The organism is Hymenobacter sp. (genome assembly GCF_035709525.1).
Classification (GTDB): Bacteria; Bacteroidota; Bacteroidia; order Cytophagales; family Hymenobacteraceae; genus Hymenobacter.
In genome coordinates, this window is the sequence record NZ_DASTEP010000074.1 from 1 (window position 1) to 19,006 (window position 19,006).

Here is a 19,006-nt window from a genome sequence, read left to right on the forward strand (position 1 = left end):
GGTAGAGATGCTTCGACTCCGCTGCGCTCCGCTCAGCATGACGGACGTGGACCAACGACTAGTGACCTAAAGCTCCCCGCCAAATACCCGCACGGCCGGCCCGCTCAGCCACACATTGGTAAACCCGCCATCCGGCCGCACCTCAAACGACACCTCCAACTCGCCGCCGGGCGTGCTCAGGCGCACCGGCGAGGCCGCGCCGCGCTGCGAAGCAGCCAGCGCCACGGCCGTAACGCCGGTGCCACAGGAGTAGGTTTCGTTTTCGACGCCGCGCTCGTAGGTGCGGACGGGCCAGGGGTGGGCGGGGTCGGCGGGCACTTCTACGAAGTTGACATTGGTGCCGGCGGGGTCGTAGGCCTGGTCGTAGCGGATGTCGTGGCCGGCGGCGAAGACGTTGAACTCGGCCAAGCTGGGCGACTCTTCGGGGTCGAGGAAATGCACGTGGTGCGGCGAGCCGGTGTGCAGGAACACGTCGTCCTCGCCCACGTCGGCGGGCTGGGGGGCGGCCACGTCTATCATCTTGAGGCGCACGGTGCCATCGGCTTCTACGCGGGCTTCGTGGGGGCCGTCTACGGCCAGGAAATAGGCTTTGTCCTGAATGACGTTCAGGTACTTGGCGAAGGCTACCAGGCAGCGGCCACCGTTGCCGCACATGGAGCTGGGCGCGCCGTCGGCGTTGAAATACACCATCTCGAAGTCGTAGCCTGCGCGGTTGCGGAGCAGCATGAGGCCATCGGCCCCGATGCCGAAGCGGCGGTGGCAGAGCGCCGCGATGCGGGCATGGTCGGTGGGGTCGAACTGCTCGGCACGGTCGTCGATGATGACGAAGTCGTTGCCGGTACCTTGGTATTTATGGAAAATCAAACTCATGTAAAGCAACTGTTAAGTAAACGAATTTCGGCACAATCGGGCCGCCGCCCAAACCAGCGGCTTTAACTTGCCGGCTCGTAGCGGCTGCCCAGGCACGACGCTAGGTGCTATTTATTCTTCACAGTATGACCTTCCCCAAGCATTTGACGGCGGCGCTATTGCTCGCCGCCAGCCTCCCCGCCGCCGCCCAGGTTCGCCAGGAAACGCTACTTACCAGCGGCTGGAAATTCACCAAAGGCGACCAGCCCGACGGGGCCAAGCCCGGCCTCAACGACGCCAAGTGGCAGACCGTGAGCGTGCCGCACGACTGGGCCATTTCGGGGCCATTCGATGGTAAAAATGACCAGCAAGTCGTTAAGATTGAGCAGAATGGCGAGAAGGAAGCCACCCTGAAATCGGGCCGCACGGGCGGGCTGCCCTTCGTAGGCGTGGGCTGGTACCGGCGGCAGCTGAACGTGCCCGCGCTGGGCAAAGACGGCAAGGCCGTGCTGCTGTTTGACGGCGCCATGAGCGACGCCCACGTGTACCTCAACGGCAAGCAGGTAATGGCCTGGCCCTACGGCTACAACTCGTTTTCGGTGGACATCACGCCCTACCTGAACGCCAAGGGCCCGAACACGCTGGCCGTGCGCCTCGAAAACCAAACCGAGTCCTCGCGCTGGTACCCCGGCGCGGGTTTGTACCGCAACGTCCACCTCATCACCACGCCGGGCGCGCACGTGCCGCTGTGGGGCACCTACCTCACCACGCCCGAGGTATCGGCGGCCTCGGCCACCGTGAAGCTCAAGACCAAGGTGGAAGTGCCCGCCGGCTCGCCCGGCCTCGTGCTCTATACGGCCCTGCTCGACGCCAAAGGCAAAACGGTGGCCCAGGCCAACACGCCCGTGGTAGCGGGCCAGGAAGTCGAGCAGACCTTCACCGTGGCGTCGCCCAAGCTGTGGTCGCCCGAAACGCCGACCATGTACAAGGCCGCCTCCATGCTGATGGCCGGCAAGGTTATCCAGGACAAATACGAGACGCCGTTCGGCATTCGCACTTTCAAGTTTGAGAAGGGCAAAGGCTTCTCGCTCAATGGGCAGCCGCGCAAGTTTAAGGGCGTGTGCAACCACCACGACCTGGGGCCGCTGGGCGCGGCCATCAACGTGGCGGCGCTGCGCCACCAGCTCACCATCTTGAAGGATATGGGCTGCGACGCCATCCGCACCTCGCACAACATGCCCGCGCCCGAGCTGATGACGCTCTGCGACGAGATGGGCTTTATGGTGATGGAGGAGTCGTTTGACGAGTGGAAGTCGCCGAAGGTGAAGAACGGCTACAGCCAGTACTTTGACGAGTGGAGCGAGCGCGACTTGGTGAACCTGGTGCACCGCGACCGCAACCACCCCTCGACCATCATGTGGAGCATCGGCAACGAGGTGCCCGACCAAAGCAACCCCAACGGCCCGGCCATGGCCAAGCGCCTGCAAGACATCGTGCACCGCGAAGACCCCACCCGCCCCGTAACGATGGGCATGGACCGCTACGCCGACGATTTGAAGTACGGCATCGCGGCCGTGCTCGACATTCCGGGCTTCAACTACAAGCCCCGCTGGTACGCCGACGCCTACAGCAAGCTGCCGCAGGGCTTCGTGCTAGGCTCCGAAACGGCCTCTACCGTGAGCTCGCGCGGGGTGTATAAATTTCCGGTGGTGCTGGGCAAGGAGATGCGCTACCCCGATAACCAGTCGTCGAGCTACGATGTGGAATACTGCCCTTGGTCGCAGATTCCCGACATCGAGTTTGCGGCCCAGGACGACCTGCCGTATGCGCTGGGCGAGTTTGTGTGGACGGGATTCGATTACCTCGGCGAGCCCACGCCTTACGATGAAAAGTGGCCGTCGCACAGCTCGTATTTCGGCATTATCGACCTGGCCGGCCAGCCCAAGGACCGCTACTACCTCTACCGCGCCAAGTGGAACCCCGCCCAGCCCACCGTGCACCTGCTACCGCACTGGACCTGGCCCGGCCGCGAAGGCCAAGTAACGCCCGTGTATTGCTACACCAATGGCACCTCGGCCGAGCTCTTCGTGAACGGCAAAAGCCAGGGCCGCCAAACCAAGGCCGGCCCCGGCGCTACCGACCCCCAGACCCGCTACCGCCTGCAGTGGAAAGACGTGGTATACCAGCCCGGTAGCATCAAGGTAGTGGCCTACGACGCCCAAGGCAAAACCATCGGCACCGAAGAAATTCGCACTTCCGGCGCGCCCCACCACATCAAGCTGGCGACCGACCACACCAAGCTAACCGCCGACGGCCAGGACCTGGCCTACGTCACTGCCCGCGTCGAAGATGCGCAGGGCAACCTCTGCCCCGACGCCACCAACGAGCTGCGCTTCGCGGTGAGCGGCGCGGGCACCTTCCGCGCCATCGGCAACGGCGACGCTACTAATCTGGAGGCCTTCCAGACGCCGCAGATGCACGCTTTTAAGGGTCAACTGGTGGCGATAGTACAGGCTGGCAGCACGGCCGGCGCGGTGCAGGTGAAGGCCTCGGCAGCAGGGTTGAAGGACGGGACGTTGCAACTGGCGACGGGGAAGTAAACCTGACGCGGGTAACCTCACCCCCCAGCCCCCTCTCGGAAAAGGTGAGGGGAGCCTGACAACAGGCTTATGAGTTGTAACAAAGGGGCTTCCAGCAATGCTGAAAGCCCCTTTTTCGTATCCTTCTGTAAGGCATTTATGAAAATGCTACGGAGTATGGTCGGCTCCCCCTCTCCTTTTCGGAGAGGGGGCCGGGGGGTGAGGCGCTACGCCAGGGCAGCTAGTGCCGCTGGCTTGCCAGGTTGCCGCACCGCAACCAGTTCTCCCACTTCTTGCGCTTAAGCGCAACGTGTCCTTTTAAATACTTCTCCATCACCAGCGCCGCGCAAGGCGCGGCCGAAAGCCCCCCAAAGCCCGCGTTCTCAATATAAACCGCCACCACAATCTTCGGCTTAGTCGCCGGGGCGAAGCCCGCGAACGTAGCGTGGTCGTCGCCTTCGTCGTTTTGCACGGTGCCAGTTTTGCCGGCTACCGTGATGCCTACGTCGGCCAGGCTGGCCAGCTCGGCGGTGCCGCCGCGCTGCATGGCGGCCACCATGCCGGGCACGAGCGCCGCGATGTTGGCGCTATCGACCAGCGTGTGGTGCTTTTCGAGGAAGCGCGGCAGCGGCTTGCCGCTGCGGCCGATGGCTTTCACGAAGTGCGGCGTGATGTACCAGCCCCGGTTGGCAATAATGGCTTGCACGTTAGCCATTTGCAAGCCCGTCAGATTGATTTCGCCCTGCCCGATGCTAAGCGAGTAAACGGACTTGAAATTCCAGTTCTTCGTGCGGCGAGCCTTGTCGTAATACGCCGGCGTGGGCAAAAAGCCGGGCTGCTCGCGGGCAATGTCCACGCCCAGCAGCGTGTCGAGGCCGAACGAGCGCACGTAGCGCCTCCACTCGCCCAGGTGCGTGTGGCGGGCGGCCACGGTATCGGCCAGCGTGGCCGCCGAGTCGGGGCGCGGCTCTACCACGGCGCGCAGGGTCTGGTAGAAATATGGGTTGCAGCTGTATTTCAGGGCCAGCGTGAGGTTGCGGGCCTGCGGGTGCTGGTGCACGCAGTTGATGAGCGACTGGTCGCAGGGAAACGACGTGTTGTTGGTAATGGCCCCGAGCTGCAAGGCCACGGCCGCATTCACGAGCTTGAAGACCGAGCCGGGCGGACTGGCCTGCACGGCGGGCCGATTCAGCAGCGGGCGATTTTCGTCGTCGCGCAGCAAAGCCAGGCGGGCGGCGTTGCTGCCGGGCGCGGTGAGCACGGCGGGGTCGTAGCTAGGGGCCGATACGCAGGCTAGAATCTCGCCGGTGCTGGGCTCCAGCGCCACGATGTAGCCGCGGCGCTCGCCCAGCAGGCGCTCGGCGTAGGCTTGCAGCTTGGCGTCGATGCTCAGGTGTAAGTCTTGCCCAGCCTGGTAGATGGTGTCGGCGGCCCAGCTACCGTGCACGCGGCCGTGGCCGTCGGTGCGCGGGTGGTATGCGCCCCGGTGGCCGGTGAGGAGGGCGTTGTAGTAGCCCTCGATGCCGGGGTTGCGCAGGCGGTAGTAGCGGCCGCGCTCCAGCTTTTGGGCCAGGTAGAGGAAGGGCGCGGCATTGGCCGGCTGGTAGCCCAGCACCGGCGCGGCGGCTTGCGTGAGGTAGGTGCGCTCGCGGCGGCGTCGCAGCGTGAGGCCGGGCCACTCCTGTATGTGGTGGCGCAGGCTGGCGGCCTCGGGCTGCGTGAGCGTCAGCTCGATGGGCCAGCGCTGCACACGGGGCGGGGCGGGCTTGGGCTTGGTCGTGTCGGGGGTGATGACGCCCAGCGAATCGGGCACCGGGTCGGGCCGCCGGGGCGGCGGAATGGCCGGCAGCCGCGCCGCGAACACCCGCGCCTGCAACGCGCCTTCGGGCCAGCCCATGAGCTGGTTAAACGCCACGGTATCAAACGTAGCCAGCTTGGGCAGCGTGAGGGTGTAGTGCGCCCGCGTGGCCACCAGCGGCTCGCCGTGCCGGTCGAGCAGCTGGCCCCGGATGGGCTCGTATACCTCGCGGCAATCATAGTACTCTTCGGCTGGGGCTGAGGCACTTGGGGCCGAGCACGCGGCCAGGCCACCGAGGGTAATGGTTAGCGCAGAAGCAGTCAGTAAGCGGGTGGGAACCATCAGGTAAAGTTACTGCGGGCGTACTTTTGCGCCGTGTACGACTTTCTCACCACCTCGCCCTGGCCCGACTACGAGCTGCTCGACAGCGGCAATTTTCAGAAGCTCGAACGCTTCGGCAAGTACGTGCTAGCCCGCCCCGAGCCGCAGGCCATCTGGGACCCGGCCCTCTCCCCCGCCGAGTGGGCGCGCGCCGATGCCACCTTCGCCCGCGCTCCCGGCAGCACCGAAAAAGGCCAGTGGAGCCTCAAAAAAGGGATGCCCGAGCAGTGGGTTATCGCCTACGAGCGGCCCGATGGCCTGAAGCTGCGCTTCCGACTGGGCTTGTCGTCGTTCAAGCACGTGGGGCTGTTCCCGGAGCAAGACCCCAACTGGCAGTTCATTTACAACCAGACCCGTAAACGCCAGGCCAAGCTGCCGCGCGTGCTCAACCTATTTGCCTACACCGGCGCGGCCACCCTGGCCGCCCGCGCCGCCGGGGCCGATGTCACGCACCTCGATTCGGTGAAGCAGGTGAACTTCTGGGCCCGCGACAACATGGAGGCCAGCAACCTCGACGGCGTGCGCTGGCTGGTCGAAGACGCCATGAAATACGTGCGCCGCGAGGTGAAGCGCGGCAGCAAGTACCAGGGCCTCATCCTGGACCCGCCCGCCTACGGCCGCGGCCCCAACGGCGAGAAGTGGCAGCTCGAAGACGAGCTCAACGAGATGCTCAAGCTCAGCCAGCAACTGCTCGACCCCGAGGACCATTTCCTGGTGATAAACCTCTACTCACTAGGCTTTTCGGGGCTGATACTGGATAATTTAACTAAGGCCATTTTCCCCGGCAAAAAGGCCGTGCGCGAGCTGGGAGAAATTTACCTGCACGACGCCAGCCAGCGCAAGCTGCCGCTGGGCACGTTCTGCCGGTTTGCCACTTGATTTAGTGCTTAGTGCCTAGTGCTTTGTGCATAGGCTCAACGCATTCTTATAACACCGCTATTTAAGCCTAAGAGACGGGCCCTGGGCACCAAGCACCATGCACCAAGCACTACATACTCACCGCCGTCTGGCCCTTATCGACATGGGTACCAATACCTTCCACCTACTCATTGTGGAAGACCGGCCCGGCCAACCGCCGCACCCGCTGCTGCGCACCAAAGTAGGCGTGCGCCTGGGCGAAGGCGGCATTAGCCAAGGCGAAATTGCGCCCGCGCCCTACGCCCGCGCCCTCCAGACGCTGCGCGGCTTCAAGGAAGAAATGGAATTGCACCAGGTAACGGAGGTGCGCGCCACGGCCACGAGCGCCATGCGCGTGTCGCGCAACGGGCCGGCGCTGGTGCGCGACATCCTCGACCAAACCGGCATTCAAGTCGAGGTAATCGGCGGCGAGCGCGAGGCCGAGCTCATTGCAAAAGGCATCCGGCAGGCCGTGGCGCTGGGGCCCGAGAAGCACCTCCTAATGGACATTGGCGGTGGCTCGGTCGAGTTCATCATTGCCAACGAGGACACTATTTTCTGGAAGCAAAGCTTCGAAATAGGCGCGCAGCGGCTGCTCGATAAATTTTTCACCGAGCCCAGCGGCGTGTTTCCGCGCGAAAGCCTGCGCGCCCAAATTGCATACCTGGCCGAGGCGCTGGCCCCGCTCACGGCGGCCGTGGCGGCGCACAAGCCGCTGGCCGGGCTGGTAGGCAGCAGCGGCAGCTTCGATACGCTGGCCGACCTCACGGTGGGCCGCGTGCGCAAGGAGTCGGAACTGCCGCCCAGCACCTGGCTGTCGGTGGCCGATTTTGAGCGGCACTTCGCCCACTTACTCACCCTGAACCACGACGAGCGCGTAGCCCTGCCCGGTATGTTCCCGATGCGGGCCGACATGCTGGTAGTAGCCAGCGTGATTGTGGAATACGTATTGAAAACCTACAACTTAACGCGCATCACTACTTCGGCCTTCGCCCTGAAAGAAGGCCTGCTGGCCGAGCTGCTAGGCAAGTAGCAGCAAGGCAGTAGTATTTCCAGCAAAGCCATTACTAGCTACTTGCCCAATAAGCCGACACAAAAGAGGCGGCGCAATAATCTGCGCCGCCTCTTTCGGTTTACATCCCTAAAAATCCTTCTTGGCCAATGGTTGCCTGGGTAGGCAGCGCACGATTATCTCAAGCGCCAGCATCCCAGTGTAGCACAGCAAAAAGCTACTCCTGGAAATATGGTGGCCGATGCGCAGGGCAGTAGCGGCGAGGAGTAGCGCGATGAGCAGCAGGTAGAAAGCGGAACGTAGGCGAGGCGTTTTCATAGCTCAGTAAAACAATTACTAGTTTGAGAATCAAGGCTTGGCCTTAAACTCAACCGGAATGGTGAAAGCCACCGCCACCGGCTGCCCGTTCTGCTTGCCGGGCTCGAATCGCGGCAATTGCCGCACGGCCGCCAGCACGGCCGCATCGAAAGCCGGGCTTAGGCCTTTTACGATTTTGGCATCCTGCACCGTGCCATCGGTGTCGATGGTGAAGTTGGCGAATACCCGGCCGCTGGGCAGCACCTCACCGGGCGCGGCTTTGGGGTAGGTTATCTTGCTTTGCACCGCCTGCGTGATAGCTACTTGGCCGCCGCCGCCGGGTAGCTGCGGCATCTGCTCCGCATACCTGTAAACCTTGTGGCCACTGCTGGTAACGGGCTGCGGAACGGGTCGCGGTATCGGCACTCGCGTGATAGTCACAACCTCCTGGCCTGGTTTATCTCCATAAGCAATATTGACTTGCTGCGTAGTACCCGGCTCATACTTACCACCGGTGCGCAGAGAGTCCGCGCGCTCAGCCAGGCGTATTTTACGACTAACATCATCTGGCTGAGCTTTTTGCTGCGCCTCAGCAGGCATTGGCGCAATTTGAGCCAGCGCCGCGTGGCTACCGAGAAAGAACAACCCACCTAAGGCGGGCAACACGAGCCACTGCTTCCAGCGGCGCACGGGATTTTGATTTTGCAACATGGCAATTCGGGTGAGGGTGAAGGAAAACGTGAAGGGCTGAAGCAAAGGCGAATAGGCCGGCGCGCCCAGCTGCCGCGCCGCCAGCCGGGCCAGCAGCGTGGGGTAGGCGGCGGCCCCGGTTGCGGGGGCGGCATCGGCATCGGCCAGCAGCTCGTGGGTGAGGCGCAGGGCCGGCAGCAGCAGGTGGGCAAAGGGATTAGGCCAGAGCACGGCGCGCCAGGCTTCGAGCCAGAGCACGTCGGACGTGTGGCGCTGCTGCACGTGGGCCAGCTCGTGGGCGAGCACGGCGGCGGCTTCGGCGGGCGGCAAGTCGGCCGTTTCATCCCAGAACACTACCCGGCCGAAGGAGCTGGCCGGCAGCCGCCCGCCGGTGTAAGCCAGCACGTAGCCGGGCCGCCGCTCGCGGGGCAGGCGGCGGGCCAGCCACCACAGCCGCCCCACCTGCCAGGTTAGCCGCCCCAGCCCCAGCGCCACCCCCGCCAGGTAGATGGCCCCGACCCCCTCCCAGGCCGACCACCCGGCGGCGGGCGCGGCGGCCGGACCTGCCTGCACCACGGGCAGCAGCACGGCCGCTACCCCGACTTTGCTGGTGGCCACGGCTACGGCGGAGCTATTGAGCCACAGCGGCAGCGCCGGGCGCGGCAGCAGGGGCAGGGCAGCGGCCAGCAGCGGGGCCAGCAGCAGCAGGGCGCGGTTGTATTCAAAGCAGCGCTCGCCGCGCAAAGCCAGCCGGTACACCAGCCACAAGGTTCCCAGGGGCAGCAGCGTGCCCGCCAGCCAGGTCAACAGGAAGGGCGCATTCATGGCTGCGGGTCGTTTTCGGAAGTGGATTCTGCGTCGGGAGCGGCGTCGGCCTGGGCCTGGCGCAGCAGGGCGTCGAGCTGGGCGGCGTCGAGGTTTTCGTCCTGGGCGAAGAAGGATACGAGCTGCGTGAACGAGCCGCCGAAGTAGCCGCGCAGCAGCTTGCGCAGCGAAAAGCGGCGGTAGTCGTCCTGCGCCACCAGGGCGTGGTAGCGGTAGCCACGGCCCACCGGCTCGTAGCCCACGAAGCCCTTTTGCTCCAGTATCCGCACGATGGTGCTCACGGTGGTGAGGGCCGGCTGGGGCGCGGGCAGGTCGGTGAGCACGTCTTTCACGGCGCTGGGGCCGCGCCGCCACAGGATTTGCATTACCTGCTCTTCGGCGCGGGTGAGTTCGGGAAACGGGGCTTGCATGGGTGGTGCGGGTGGTTGGTGAAGCGAAGTACGCAGATTTTCAACGTAAATTTTAGTTTATAACTAATATTTACGTTGAAATAAAGCAATCATCTGAAAATCAATGGTTATATTTTTTACAAATCAAAGGTTAGGGGCGCTGGCTCGTCGCCCGCAGACCTCACCCCCTAGCCCCCTCTCCAAAAAAGAGGGGGAACTAGCTTCTAGTCGTAGTGTCTAGAGGCTAGAACTAGAGTTAGTCCCCACTCTTTTTTGGAGAGGGGGCTAGGGGGTGAGGTCCGCGGGCGGATAGACTTTCCAGCCGCAAACCTGTTTGCCCGGCATATTCGCGGACTGAAAGTCCGCGCTACCGTACCCTTCCGACGCCCCATGCCTACGTTCTCCTACCAACAGCTTTTCACCTTTGCCGAGCAGGTTTTCCTGGCCATCGGCTGCCCGCCCGCCGATGCCACGCTAGCCACCGAAACCCTGCTCTCAGCCGACTTGCGGGGCGTGGACTCGCACGGCGTAGCGCGGCTTTCGGGCTACGTGCGCCTCTGGGAGGCGGGCCGCATCAATGCCGCGCCGCGCGTGGGCGTTACTTATGAAACGCCCAGCACGGCTGTGGTCGATGGCGACGGCGGGCTGGGACTCGTGGTGGGCCCCAAGGCCATGCGCGTGGCCATGCAAAAGGCCGAGCAGGTGGGCACCGGCTGGGTATCGGTGAAGAACTCCAACCACTTCGGCATCGCGGGCTACCACGCCATGCTGGCGCTGGCCCAGGACATGATAGGCGTGGCCATGACCAATGCTTCGCCGCTTGTTGCGCCTACCTATTCACTTGAGCGCTTGCTGGGTACCAACCCCATCGCGGTGGCCGTGCCGGCCGGCGAACAGCCCGATTTTGTGCTCGACATGGCTACTACCACGGCGGCCAACGGCAAGCTCGAAATCGCGCAGCGCAAAAATCTGCCCATCCCCGAAGGCTGGGCGCAGGACGCCGACGGCCGCCCCAGCACCGACGCCCACGCCGTGAAAAACGGCGGTGCCTTGCAGCCGCTGGGCGGCGCTACCGGCTCGCACAAAGGCTACGGCCTGGGCGCGGTGGTCGACATCTTCTCGGCCGTACTCAGCGGGGCCAATTATGGGCCGTGGGTGCCGCCGTTCGTGGCCTTTTTGCAGCCTTCGGCTAATCCGGTGGGCCAGGGCCTGGGGCACTTTTTTGGGGCGATGCGGGTCGATGCCTTTCGGCCGGCCACCGAGTTCAAGGCCCACATGGACAACTGGATTACCACTTTTCGCGAAGCCAAAGCCGTGGAAAATCAGCGCGTCCTCATCCCCGGCGACCCCGAGCGGGAGATGGCCGCGCACCGGTTGCTGGAAGGGCTGCCGCTGCTGGACGCGGTAGTGCAGGACTTGGAAAGCGTGGGGGCAAAGTTTAGGGTAAAGCTGTAACACCAAGCTCCAGCTTGGTGATGCGGCTGGCTGCACCCTACTGTGGCTCGCCGCCCGTGTCACCAAGCTGGAGCTTGGTGTGACCAGCCCACAGCTGCACCAGCAGCACCCAGCCCACGGCGCTGCTCCAGCCCGCCAGCACATCGGAGGGGTAGTGCACCCCTAGGTACATGCGCGCCCAGCCCACGCCCAGCGCAAACAGCGGGGCCAGCGCCCACCACTTGCGCTGCTTAGGTGGCGTGATGAAAAACAGCGCCGCCGCCAGCGCCGCCGTGTCCATAGCGTGGCCACTGGGGAAGCTGAACGTGTGCTCGGGCCGCAGGCTAAGCCAGAGGTCGGGCCGGGGGCGCTCGGCTATCCGCTTGATAACCTGCGTGAGCAGCATCGAGCCGCCCACGCCCAGCGCGAACAGCCAGGCCGCGCGGCGGCGGCCCCGGTAGGCGAGCGCGGCAGTGGTGAGCACGCCGGCCGCTACCATCGGCCCGGTATTGCCCACGATGGTGAAAAACACGGCCAGCCCATCGAGCGCCGGGGTGGCGTGGCGGTGCAGCGCCAGCAGCAGCGGGTTGTCGAAGGGTGCGCGGCCGTGGCTGGCAACCAGCGCCGCCATCGTGCCAAATATGCCCCAGGCCAGCGCGGCGGGCAGCCACAAGCTGCGCGGGCGCGGAGAAATAGAGGCAGCGGGCGAAGGCGAGGTAGCAGGCATAGCGGGCAGGTAAGCAGGCTGCTTACGCAAAAGCCCGGCGGGCAGGCGCGAGCACAGCGTTATTTTATCGGGTCGCTATTCCATTTTTGCACAAGGTATTCAGGGAGGACGCGCTTGCTACTTCCCGTCTTTGCAATTACTATCAGAGCACTAGCTCTCACTCGGCTAGTTGCCAAAAAGCTGGCATAGTGCGGTTGTCATTCGTGTTATGGCTGCGCGCTACACCATCCTCAGCGAAGAGTAGCTCTTGAGAGCCCCAGCGGGGCGACCCGTCGGTAGAAATCAGCTCCCCGCAACGCGGCAAAGCCCCAGCGGGGCGACCCTCTCGGCTGGCGAGGGTCGCCCCGCTGGGGCTTTAGTTATTTATTTCCTAGCACTTACTACCGACGGGCCGCCCCGCTGGGCTACTCTTTGTGCAGGCGCAGGGCCTGGCGGAAGGTCGTGCCATCGGCCTGCGGGCCCGTTACCAGCACCGTGAGCAGGCCGGGGGTCAGCGCGCTCAGGTCGAGGGGCTGGGCCTGGCCGCTGGCCAGCAGCAGGCGCTGCACTTGGCGGCCGGTGGCATCGAGCACCAGCACCTGGTAGCTGGCCGCAGCGGGCAATGCGCTCAGGTCGAGGGTAGTGCTGGCTTGGGCGGGGTTGGGGTACAGGCTGAGGCTAACCTGGGCGGCGGCGGCGGTGCCGAGGCGCACCGGGCGCACCGGCGAGTAGGTGGCCGTGCCGTCGAGGTCTACCTGGCGCAGGCGGTAGTACACCAGGCCGGCTGGCTGCGTGCCCAGGCCCTGCTGGTCTACGAAGGTGTAGGTGGTCGTCGTCGTCTTCACGGCCTGGCCGGCCACGCGGCCCAGCGGGGCGTAGGTAGCGCCGTCGAAGCTGCGCTCTACTTCAAAATACGCGTTGTTCAGCTCCGAGGCAGTAGCCCAGGCCAGCTGCGCGCTGCGGCCATCGGCGGTGGCCTGCGCCGTGAAGCTGACCAGCTTTACCGGCAGCGGGGCCAGGGTGGTCGGGCTATTGGCCGTGGTAGCCGTGGTGGCCGTGCGCGTCGATACGCTGATAATCCAGCCGTCGCCGAGGTGGGTGGTGGCGTTTTCGCCGTGCAGGGTGCCACCGGCTGCTGCCGGGCGCAGGTATATGCGGAACACCAGCGAGGTAACGCCCTGGCTCGAAGTCGAAACCAGCACCGAGCCGCTGGCGGCCCCGCTGCCCGTGCCCCCGTCGGGGGCGGCGGCGTTGTTCAGAATCTGGGTGCTGTTGACCGTCAGCTCCGTCGAGCCGCTGAGCCGCGACAGGGTCGGGCCCTTGGTCAGCAAATCCAGCTCGGCGGTGTAGCCCATTTTCACGCCGCCCGTGGTAAACGAGCCACCCAGGCCGGTGAGGTGCACCACCGGGTTGACCACGGTGTGGTTGAAGGTGAGCGTCAGGTCGGCGTACTGGTAGCGGGCCGTGTTGGCGGGCAGGGTGGCGGGCAGCGGCTCTACCGAAGTAAATATTTCTGCCCCGCTGTTGGCCGCCACGTCGATACCGCCCGTCACGCCGCTGGCGGAGGTGTAGTTGGCATTGCTGGAGCCCCCCACGGCATTGAGCAGCGGATACAGCGCGAAGGCCGGCGCCGTGCCGCTCGTGGTAGACAAGCCCGCCCCGAAGGCCACGCCGGCCCCGCTGGCGATGCGGCTGGTGGGCAGCGTAAACTGCTGGTTGCTGAGCGCGAACGTGGTCGTGACGGCCGGCGAATAAGCCGACATCGCGTTGCTGGTGGGGTTGGTAGTGTTGTTTTGGAACGTAACCAGCTGGCTGGCCGCCGTGGGGCCGCTAGCCGTGGAGTTGCCCGCGCCGGGGGCAAATTCCAGGGTGGGCGTCTGGGCGTGGGCGGCGGTGGCGCCCAGCGTGGCGAGCATCAGCAAGAAGGAGCGGAAAGCGGTAGTCATATCTGATAGCGGTAAGTAGGTTGCGGAAGGAAGTAGGTGTGGTCGAGGTTTTGTGGCCTGCTAGCCTTGCGTAGCCAGCCAAACAAACTCCTCTTTTTAATTTCAATCTTCGCTTGACATTCAGTGCCTTGCGATAACATTACAAAGGTAATTTTCGCCTCAGCCCGCTTTTTCTCATTCTCGTTCAACCCCGTTTCCTGTACCGCGAACCGACGGTTTTAGTGAGCGAAGAGCGGCCAGCGGGCGTGGGGCCAGCCGGCCCCGCGCCCGCTGGCCGGGGTTGTTACTTTACCGCCTTGTCTTTCTCCCGTTATGCCAAACCTCCTCACGGCGCGCCTGCTGCTGCGCCCGCTTACATTGGCCGACGCCGCCGGCATGTTTGAGCTCGATGCCGACCCGGCCGTGCACCGCTACCTGGGCGGCATCGGCGGGCCGCGCCCCGCTAGCCTGGCCGATAGCGAGGCCACCATCCGCTTCATCGAGGCGCAGTATGTGGCCCACGGCATCGGGCGCTGGGCGGTGGCGCTGCGCGCCACCGGCGAGTTTATGGGCTGGGCGGGGCTGAAGCTGGTGACGGAGCCGGTCAACGGCCAGCGCGATTTCTACGATATAGGCTACCGTTTCATCCCGCGCTACTGGGGGCAGGGCTATGGCTACGAGGCCGCGCGGGCGTGGCTCGACTACGGTTTTGCGACGCTGGCACTGCCGCGCATCTGCGCTTACGCCGACGAAAACAACGCCGGCTCACGGCGCATCCTGGCGAAAATCGGCCTGCGGGAAGGCAACAGGTTTGTGGAAAACGGCACAGCCTGCGTGTGGTACGCGGCCGACAACCACGCCCCGCGCCCCGCCGAAGCCGGCCCACCCGCTGCCCTAGCGCCGCGCCAACGCCGAGCCAACCGCCCGCGTATGCCCGGCCAAATCTGACCACTCAAACTACCCGCGCCCTCCTAACCCATGCCCGCCGACCCGCACCCCCACGCCGACTGCTTTACCGTGCCCTACCCCGCCTGGGCCGCCAACGCCACCATTTACGAAGTAAACCTGCGCAACTACACGCCCGAAGGCACCTTCCGGGCCTTCGAGGAGCACCTGCCGCGCCTGGCCCGCATGGGCGTCGTTATCGTGTGGCTGATGCCGATTCATCCTATTGGGGAAGTAGGGCGCAAGGGCTCGCTGGGTAGCCCCTACGCGGTGCGCGATTACTACGGCGTGAACCCCGAATTTGGCACGTTGGAGGATTTAAAACACCTCGTGCAAACGGCCCACGACCTGGGCCTGAAAGTGATACTCGACTGGGTAGCCAACCACACCAGCCGCGACAACGCCCTCATCACCCAACATCCCGACTGGTACCAGCACGACGCCACCGGCGAGTTGGTACCGCCCGTGGCCGACTGGACCGACGTGGTAGCCTTCGACTACGCCAGCCGCGAGCTGCGCCAGTACATGACCGACGCGCTCTGCTACTGGGTGCGCGAGGCCGACATCGACGGCTACCGCTGCGACGTGGCCGGCCTGGTACCTACCGACTTTTGGGATGAAGCTCGCCCCGCGCTCGACGCGCTTAAGCCCGTTTTCATGCTGGCCGAATGGGACGAGCTATACCCCTCGGGTGGCCTCACCTGGGAGGAATTCAACTCCGACACGCGCCTGCTGGAACGGGCCTTCAACATGACCTTCGGCCTGCGCCTGCACTACCTGCTCGACCACATTGCCGAAGGCAAGGCCGAACTGGCTGACATCGACACCTACCTGGCCGCCGAACGCGAAAAGTACCCGCCCGGCGTATACCTCATGCACTTCACCAGCAACCACGACGTGAACTCTTGGGACGGTACCGAGTACGAGCGCCTCGGGCCGCTGGCCTTGCCCTTTGCCGTGCTCACGGCCCTGCTGCCGGGTATGCCCATGCTCTACTCGGGCCAGGAGGCGGCGCTGAACAAGCGCCTCGAATTCTTCGAACGCGACACTATCAACTGGCAGGATTTCCCCTTGCAGGACTTCTACACCAGGCTTTTGCAGCTCAAAAAGCGCCACCCGGCCCTGCGCAACGGCGACCCCGACAGCCGCTTCCAGCGCCTCAACGGGCCGGCCGGCCTCTACGGCTTCGTGCGCGAGAAAAACGGCTCGGCGGTGATTGTGCTCATCAACGCCACGGCGGAATCGCTGGAGCTGCCAGGCCAGAAAACGGCCGTTAATCCGCAGAAAGGCTTATTCGACGTGTTCAGCGGCGAGCAGCTGACGCTGGCCCAGACCAAGGCGCGCACCGTGCCGGCGCACGGCTACCGCGTGCTGCGCACCCGCGACTGACGAGAAGTAGCTTGGACTTTGTAGTCCGAGCGCGGGCGCAGCCCGCATCTACGCTTTACGTTCGCTTACGCGGATGCGGGCTGCGCCCGCGCTCGGGCTACAAAGTCCAAGCAACTTTTCCCCCTCCCCCATGCCCTACGTCTTTCTTTTCCTCGCCATCATCAGCGAAGTCATCGGCACTTCGGCGCTCGCGGCTTCGCAGCAGTTTACCCGGCTCGTGCCCAGCCTCATCACGGTGGCGGGCTACGGGCTGGGGTTTTACTTTTTCAGCTTCGCGCTCAAGAGCATCCCGATGGGCGTGGCCTACGCCATCTGGGGCGGCGTGGGCATCGTGCTGGTCACGATTATTGGCTTTATTTTTTTGAAGCAAAAGCTTGATTTTCCAGCCCTGGCGGGCATCGCGCTCATCGTGATTGGGGTGCTCGTGATGCAGCTGTTTTCTAAAACCATCTCGCACTGAATCTACTGCTCGTATGCGATGCTACAAAAAGAGCCGGAACAAATAGTTTTGTTCCGGCTCTTTTTGTAGCATCGCGCTAGCTGGCAATTTTACTCGGCCAGCTTGGGCGCTCGCCAGGTGTTGTTCGACTTGTTCACATCGGGCAGGATGTTGGTCGGGTTCAGTACCACCTGCGTGAGCGGCGAGGTGGTGTTGGCGCGGAAGGTCCAGGTGCCGCCGCGCTGCCAGATTTCGACGGGCAGGCGCACGGTAGTTTTCTTGCCGTTGCTTTCCGTGATTTCGGCGGTTACGGGCATGGCCGCCTGGCTCTTGTTTTCGATGGTGATGAGCGCGCCCTTGGTGGGGTCCTGGTTCACGTAGGCCACCGAGTTCACGGCCTGGTCGAGCAGCCAGTTTTCAAAGAACCACTCCTGGTAAAACCAGCTCAGGTCTTCGCCGGCTACCTCGTTCATGGTGCGGAAGAAGTCGCGCGGCTGCGGGTGCTTGAAGGCCCAGCGCTTGATGTAGGTGCGAAAAGCGTAGTCGAAGCGCTCGGGGCCAAGGATTTCCTGGCGCAGCAAGTACAGGCCGTAGCCGGTTTTGGAGTAGGCGGCGTAGCCCAGGTTGCGGCTCTGCGTCACGTCGGGCACGGTGTAGGGCACGTCCATCGTCGCTATCTGCATCTGGAGCGTATTAAGGGGAGCCATCGATTTGGCTACGTCGCCCTGCTCCTTATACTCGCCGTTGTTGAAATTCTGGCTGCTCAGGATGTTGATAAAGGTGTTGAAACCCTCGTCCATCCACGGGTATTTGCGCTCGTTCGAGCCCACTATCATCGGAAACCAGTTGTGGCCAAACTCGTGGTCGGTCACGTTCCAGAGGCTGCCCTTCTTGGCCTTCACGCCGCAGAATACGATGCCCGGGTACTCCATGCCGCCCACTACGCCGGCCACGTTGGTGGCCACCGGGTAGGTGTATTCGTACCACTGCTTCGAGTTGTATTCGATGCTCTTTTTCACGTACTCCGTCGAGCGGCCCCAGGCGCTGTCCTGCGCTACCTCGGCGGGGTACATCGACATGGCCAGCGACTTACGGCCGCTGGGCAGGTTCATCTTGGCGGCGTCCCACACGAAGGCGGCCGAGGCAGCCCAGGCCACGTCGCGGGCCTGCTGGCAGCGGAAGTGCCAGGTGAGGCGCCCGTTTTTGCCGGCCGGGCGCGAGCTGGCCTGCGTCACCTCGTCGGCCCCGCGCACGATGACCGTTTTGTCGGAGCCAGCGGCTTTGGCCAGGCGCTGAATCTGGGTGGCGGTCAGCACTTCGGCCCCGTTCACGAGCTCGCCCGAGCCACCCACCAGGTAGTTGGCGGGCACGTTCACGGTGTAGTCGAAGTTGCCGTAGTCGAGGTAAAACTCGGCCGACATGTAGGGCAGCGTGTTCCAGCCCGAAATGTCGTCGTACACGGCCATGCGCGGGTACCACTGCGCTATCTCGAATATTTCGCCGTTGGGCGTCTTCAGGCGGCCCAGGCGGTCAGCCCCGTACTCGGGGATGTTGAAGGCGTAGGCGATGTTGATTTTGAGCTTATCGCCCTTGGGCTTCATCGCCTCGGGCAAGATAATCTGCATCCGCGTATCGTTCACGCGATAGTTGGCTTTCAGCTTCTTGCCGTGCAGCTCGATGGTCACGGTGCTCAGCGAGTCACCGCCCTGGAAGCCCCGCGCCGCGTTGCCGAAGCGCCCGCCCGCCGGGGGCGTGGCCGCCGCCCCGCGCGAGTCGGTGCGAAACAGATTCTGGTCGACTTGCAGCCACACGAAGGGCAGCTCGTCGGGGCTATTGTTGGTGTAGGTGATGGTGGTCGTGGCCGTTACGCGGGCCGCTTTCTCATCGAGGCTGGCCGCGATTTGGTAGTCGGCCGCGTTTTGCCAGTAGGTAGCGCCGGGCTTGCCGCCGGCAGTGCGGGTGCTGGGGGGCGTCTGGTTTAGAAAATCGGGCTGAAACAGCACCTTCGCGTTGTAGGGCGGCAGGTTGGCGGGCGGCAGCACGATGGGCAGGCCCGGCTGGGCCTGGGCCGTGGCCGCGCCCAGCAGCAGCGCCGCGCCGGCCAGCAGCTTGGTAAAGGAATTTTTCTTCATGAAAAAATGAAAGGCAATTTTGCCAAAAGTAAGCAGGTGAGGCAGGGATTTCAGTGAGGAAACCGGGCGTAGGCGGTTGTATAGCGGGCAAAGACTGCCGGGCGGGCGGGCGCGTTGCAAGGGCGGCGTTTTTGGGCGTGCTTTGCCCACTTTCGTCATGCTGAGCGGAGCGCAGCGGAGTCGAAGCATCTCTACCGCTTCGTTGCTAGCGTTAGAGGTTAGTTCTCCGGCAGAGATGCTTCGGCTCCGCTGCGCTGCGCTCAGCATGACGGCCTTATGCGTTTGAGTAGCAGCCTAGGGCCGGCGGTTCACGGCGTTC

Annotated in this window: 15 protein-coding genes; 7 read left to right on the forward strand and 8 right to left on the reverse strand. The window is 64.1% G+C overall.

Annotated elements, in window-relative coordinates; all coding sequences use genetic code 11:
• Positions 1-66: 66 nt before the first annotated feature.
• Positions 67-870 (reverse strand): diaminopimelate epimerase, encoded by an 804-nt coding sequence (gene dapF / locus VFO93_RS06585; RefSeq protein ID WP_325133553.1) that lies wholly within the window; start codon positions 868-870, stop codon positions 67-69.
• Between the two features lie 125 nt (positions 871-995).
• Between dapF and galB the strand changes: the two genes are divergently transcribed.
• Entirely contained in the window at positions 996-3,449 is a 2,454-nt protein-coding gene (gene galB / locus VFO93_RS06590) for a beta-galactosidase GalB (RefSeq protein ID WP_325133554.1), read from the forward strand.
• Between the two features lie 220 nt (positions 3,450-3,669).
• Here galB and VFO93_RS06595 read toward each other — a convergent pair whose 3' ends face one another.
• The gene (locus tag VFO93_RS06595) at positions 3,670-5,568 is read right to left on the reverse strand and encodes a peptidoglycan D,D-transpeptidase FtsI family protein (protein WP_325133555.1); all 1,899 of its coding nucleotides are present in this window, start codon (positions 5,566-5,568) and stop codon (positions 3,670-3,672) included.
• A gap of 33 nt (positions 5,569-5,601) precedes the next feature.
• On the opposite strand from VFO93_RS06595, the gene VFO93_RS06600 reads away from it, so the two are divergent.
• Positions 5,602-6,486 carry a class I SAM-dependent methyltransferase gene (locus VFO93_RS06600; RefSeq protein ID WP_325133556.1) on the forward strand — a complete coding sequence of 295 codons (885 nt, stop codon included), beginning with the start codon at positions 5,602-5,604 and terminating at the stop codon, positions 6,484-6,486.
• A 142-nt stretch (positions 6,487-6,628) separates the two neighbouring features.
• Positions 6,629-7,537, forward strand: coding sequence for a phosphatase (locus tag VFO93_RS06605; protein ID WP_325133557.1), 909 nt, complete (start codon positions 6,629-6,631; stop codon positions 7,535-7,537).
• A 108-nt stretch (positions 7,538-7,645) separates the two neighbouring features.
• On the opposite strand, the gene VFO93_RS06610 is transcribed toward VFO93_RS06605, so the two are convergent.
• From VFO93_RS06610 to VFO93_RS06620, 3 genes are read right to left on the reverse strand one after another with little or no spacing between them, the layout of a single operon-like run.
• Positions 7,646-7,834, reverse strand: a complete 189-nt coding sequence (locus VFO93_RS06610; protein ID WP_325133558.1) for a hypothetical protein — start codon at positions 7,832-7,834, stop codon at positions 7,646-7,648.
• Between the two features lie 30 nt (positions 7,835-7,864).
• Positions 7,865-9,328, reverse strand: a complete 1,464-nt coding sequence (locus tag VFO93_RS06615) for a TonB family protein (RefSeq protein ID WP_325133559.1) — start codon at positions 9,326-9,328, stop codon at positions 7,865-7,867.
• A complete protein-coding gene (locus VFO93_RS06620) occupies positions 9,325-9,738 on the reverse strand; it encodes a BlaI/MecI/CopY family transcriptional regulator (RefSeq protein ID WP_325133560.1) in 414 nt (137 codons plus the stop codon). Before VFO93_RS06620 ends, VFO93_RS06615 begins: the two co-directional genes overlap by 4 nt.
• 369 nt (positions 9,739-10,107) lie before the next feature.
• Between VFO93_RS06620 and VFO93_RS06625 the strand changes: the two genes are divergently transcribed.
• A complete protein-coding gene (locus VFO93_RS06625; protein WP_325133561.1) occupies positions 10,108-11,172 on the forward strand; it encodes an Ldh family oxidoreductase in 1,065 nt (354 codons plus the stop codon).
• Positions 11,173-11,209: 37 nt separating this feature from the next.
• Here the strand turns inward: VFO93_RS06625 and VFO93_RS06630 are convergent, their stop codons facing one another.
• Complete coding sequence (locus VFO93_RS06630) at positions 11,210-11,878, reverse strand: phosphatase PAP2 family protein (RefSeq protein ID WP_325133562.1); 669 nt, start codon at positions 11,876-11,878, stop codon at positions 11,210-11,212.
• Between the two features lie 404 nt (positions 11,879-12,282).
• Positions 12,283-13,803, reverse strand: coding sequence for a hypothetical protein (locus VFO93_RS06635; RefSeq protein ID WP_325133563.1), 1,521 nt, complete (start codon positions 13,801-13,803; stop codon positions 12,283-12,285).
• Between the two features lie 312 nt (positions 13,804-14,115).
• Between VFO93_RS06635 and VFO93_RS06640 the strand changes: the two genes are divergently transcribed.
• The 3 genes from VFO93_RS06640 (at position 14,116) to VFO93_RS06650 (ending at position 16,576) form a co-directional block, all read left to right on the forward strand.
• The gene (locus VFO93_RS06640) at positions 14,116-14,730 is read left to right on the forward strand and encodes a GNAT family N-acetyltransferase (RefSeq protein WP_325133564.1); all 615 of its coding nucleotides are present in this window, start codon (positions 14,116-14,118) and stop codon (positions 14,728-14,730) included.
• Positions 14,731-14,760: 30 nt separating this feature from the next.
• Positions 14,761-16,116 (forward strand): alpha-amylase family glycosyl hydrolase, encoded by a 1,356-nt coding sequence (locus tag VFO93_RS06645; protein WP_325133565.1) that lies wholly within the window; start codon positions 14,761-14,763, stop codon positions 16,114-16,116.
• Positions 16,117-16,246: 130 nt separating this feature from the next.
• Positions 16,247-16,576: a multidrug efflux SMR transporter gene (locus VFO93_RS06650; RefSeq protein WP_325133566.1), complete on the forward strand. Its 330-nt coding sequence runs from the start codon at positions 16,247-16,249 to the stop codon at positions 16,574-16,576.
• An 89-nt stretch (positions 16,577-16,665) separates the two neighbouring features.
• On the opposite strand, the gene VFO93_RS06655 is transcribed toward VFO93_RS06650, so the two are convergent.
• Entirely contained in the window at positions 16,666-18,687 is a 2,022-nt protein-coding gene (locus VFO93_RS06655) for a M1 family metallopeptidase (RefSeq protein WP_325133567.1), read from the reverse strand.
• Positions 18,688-19,006: the final 319 nt, after the last annotated feature.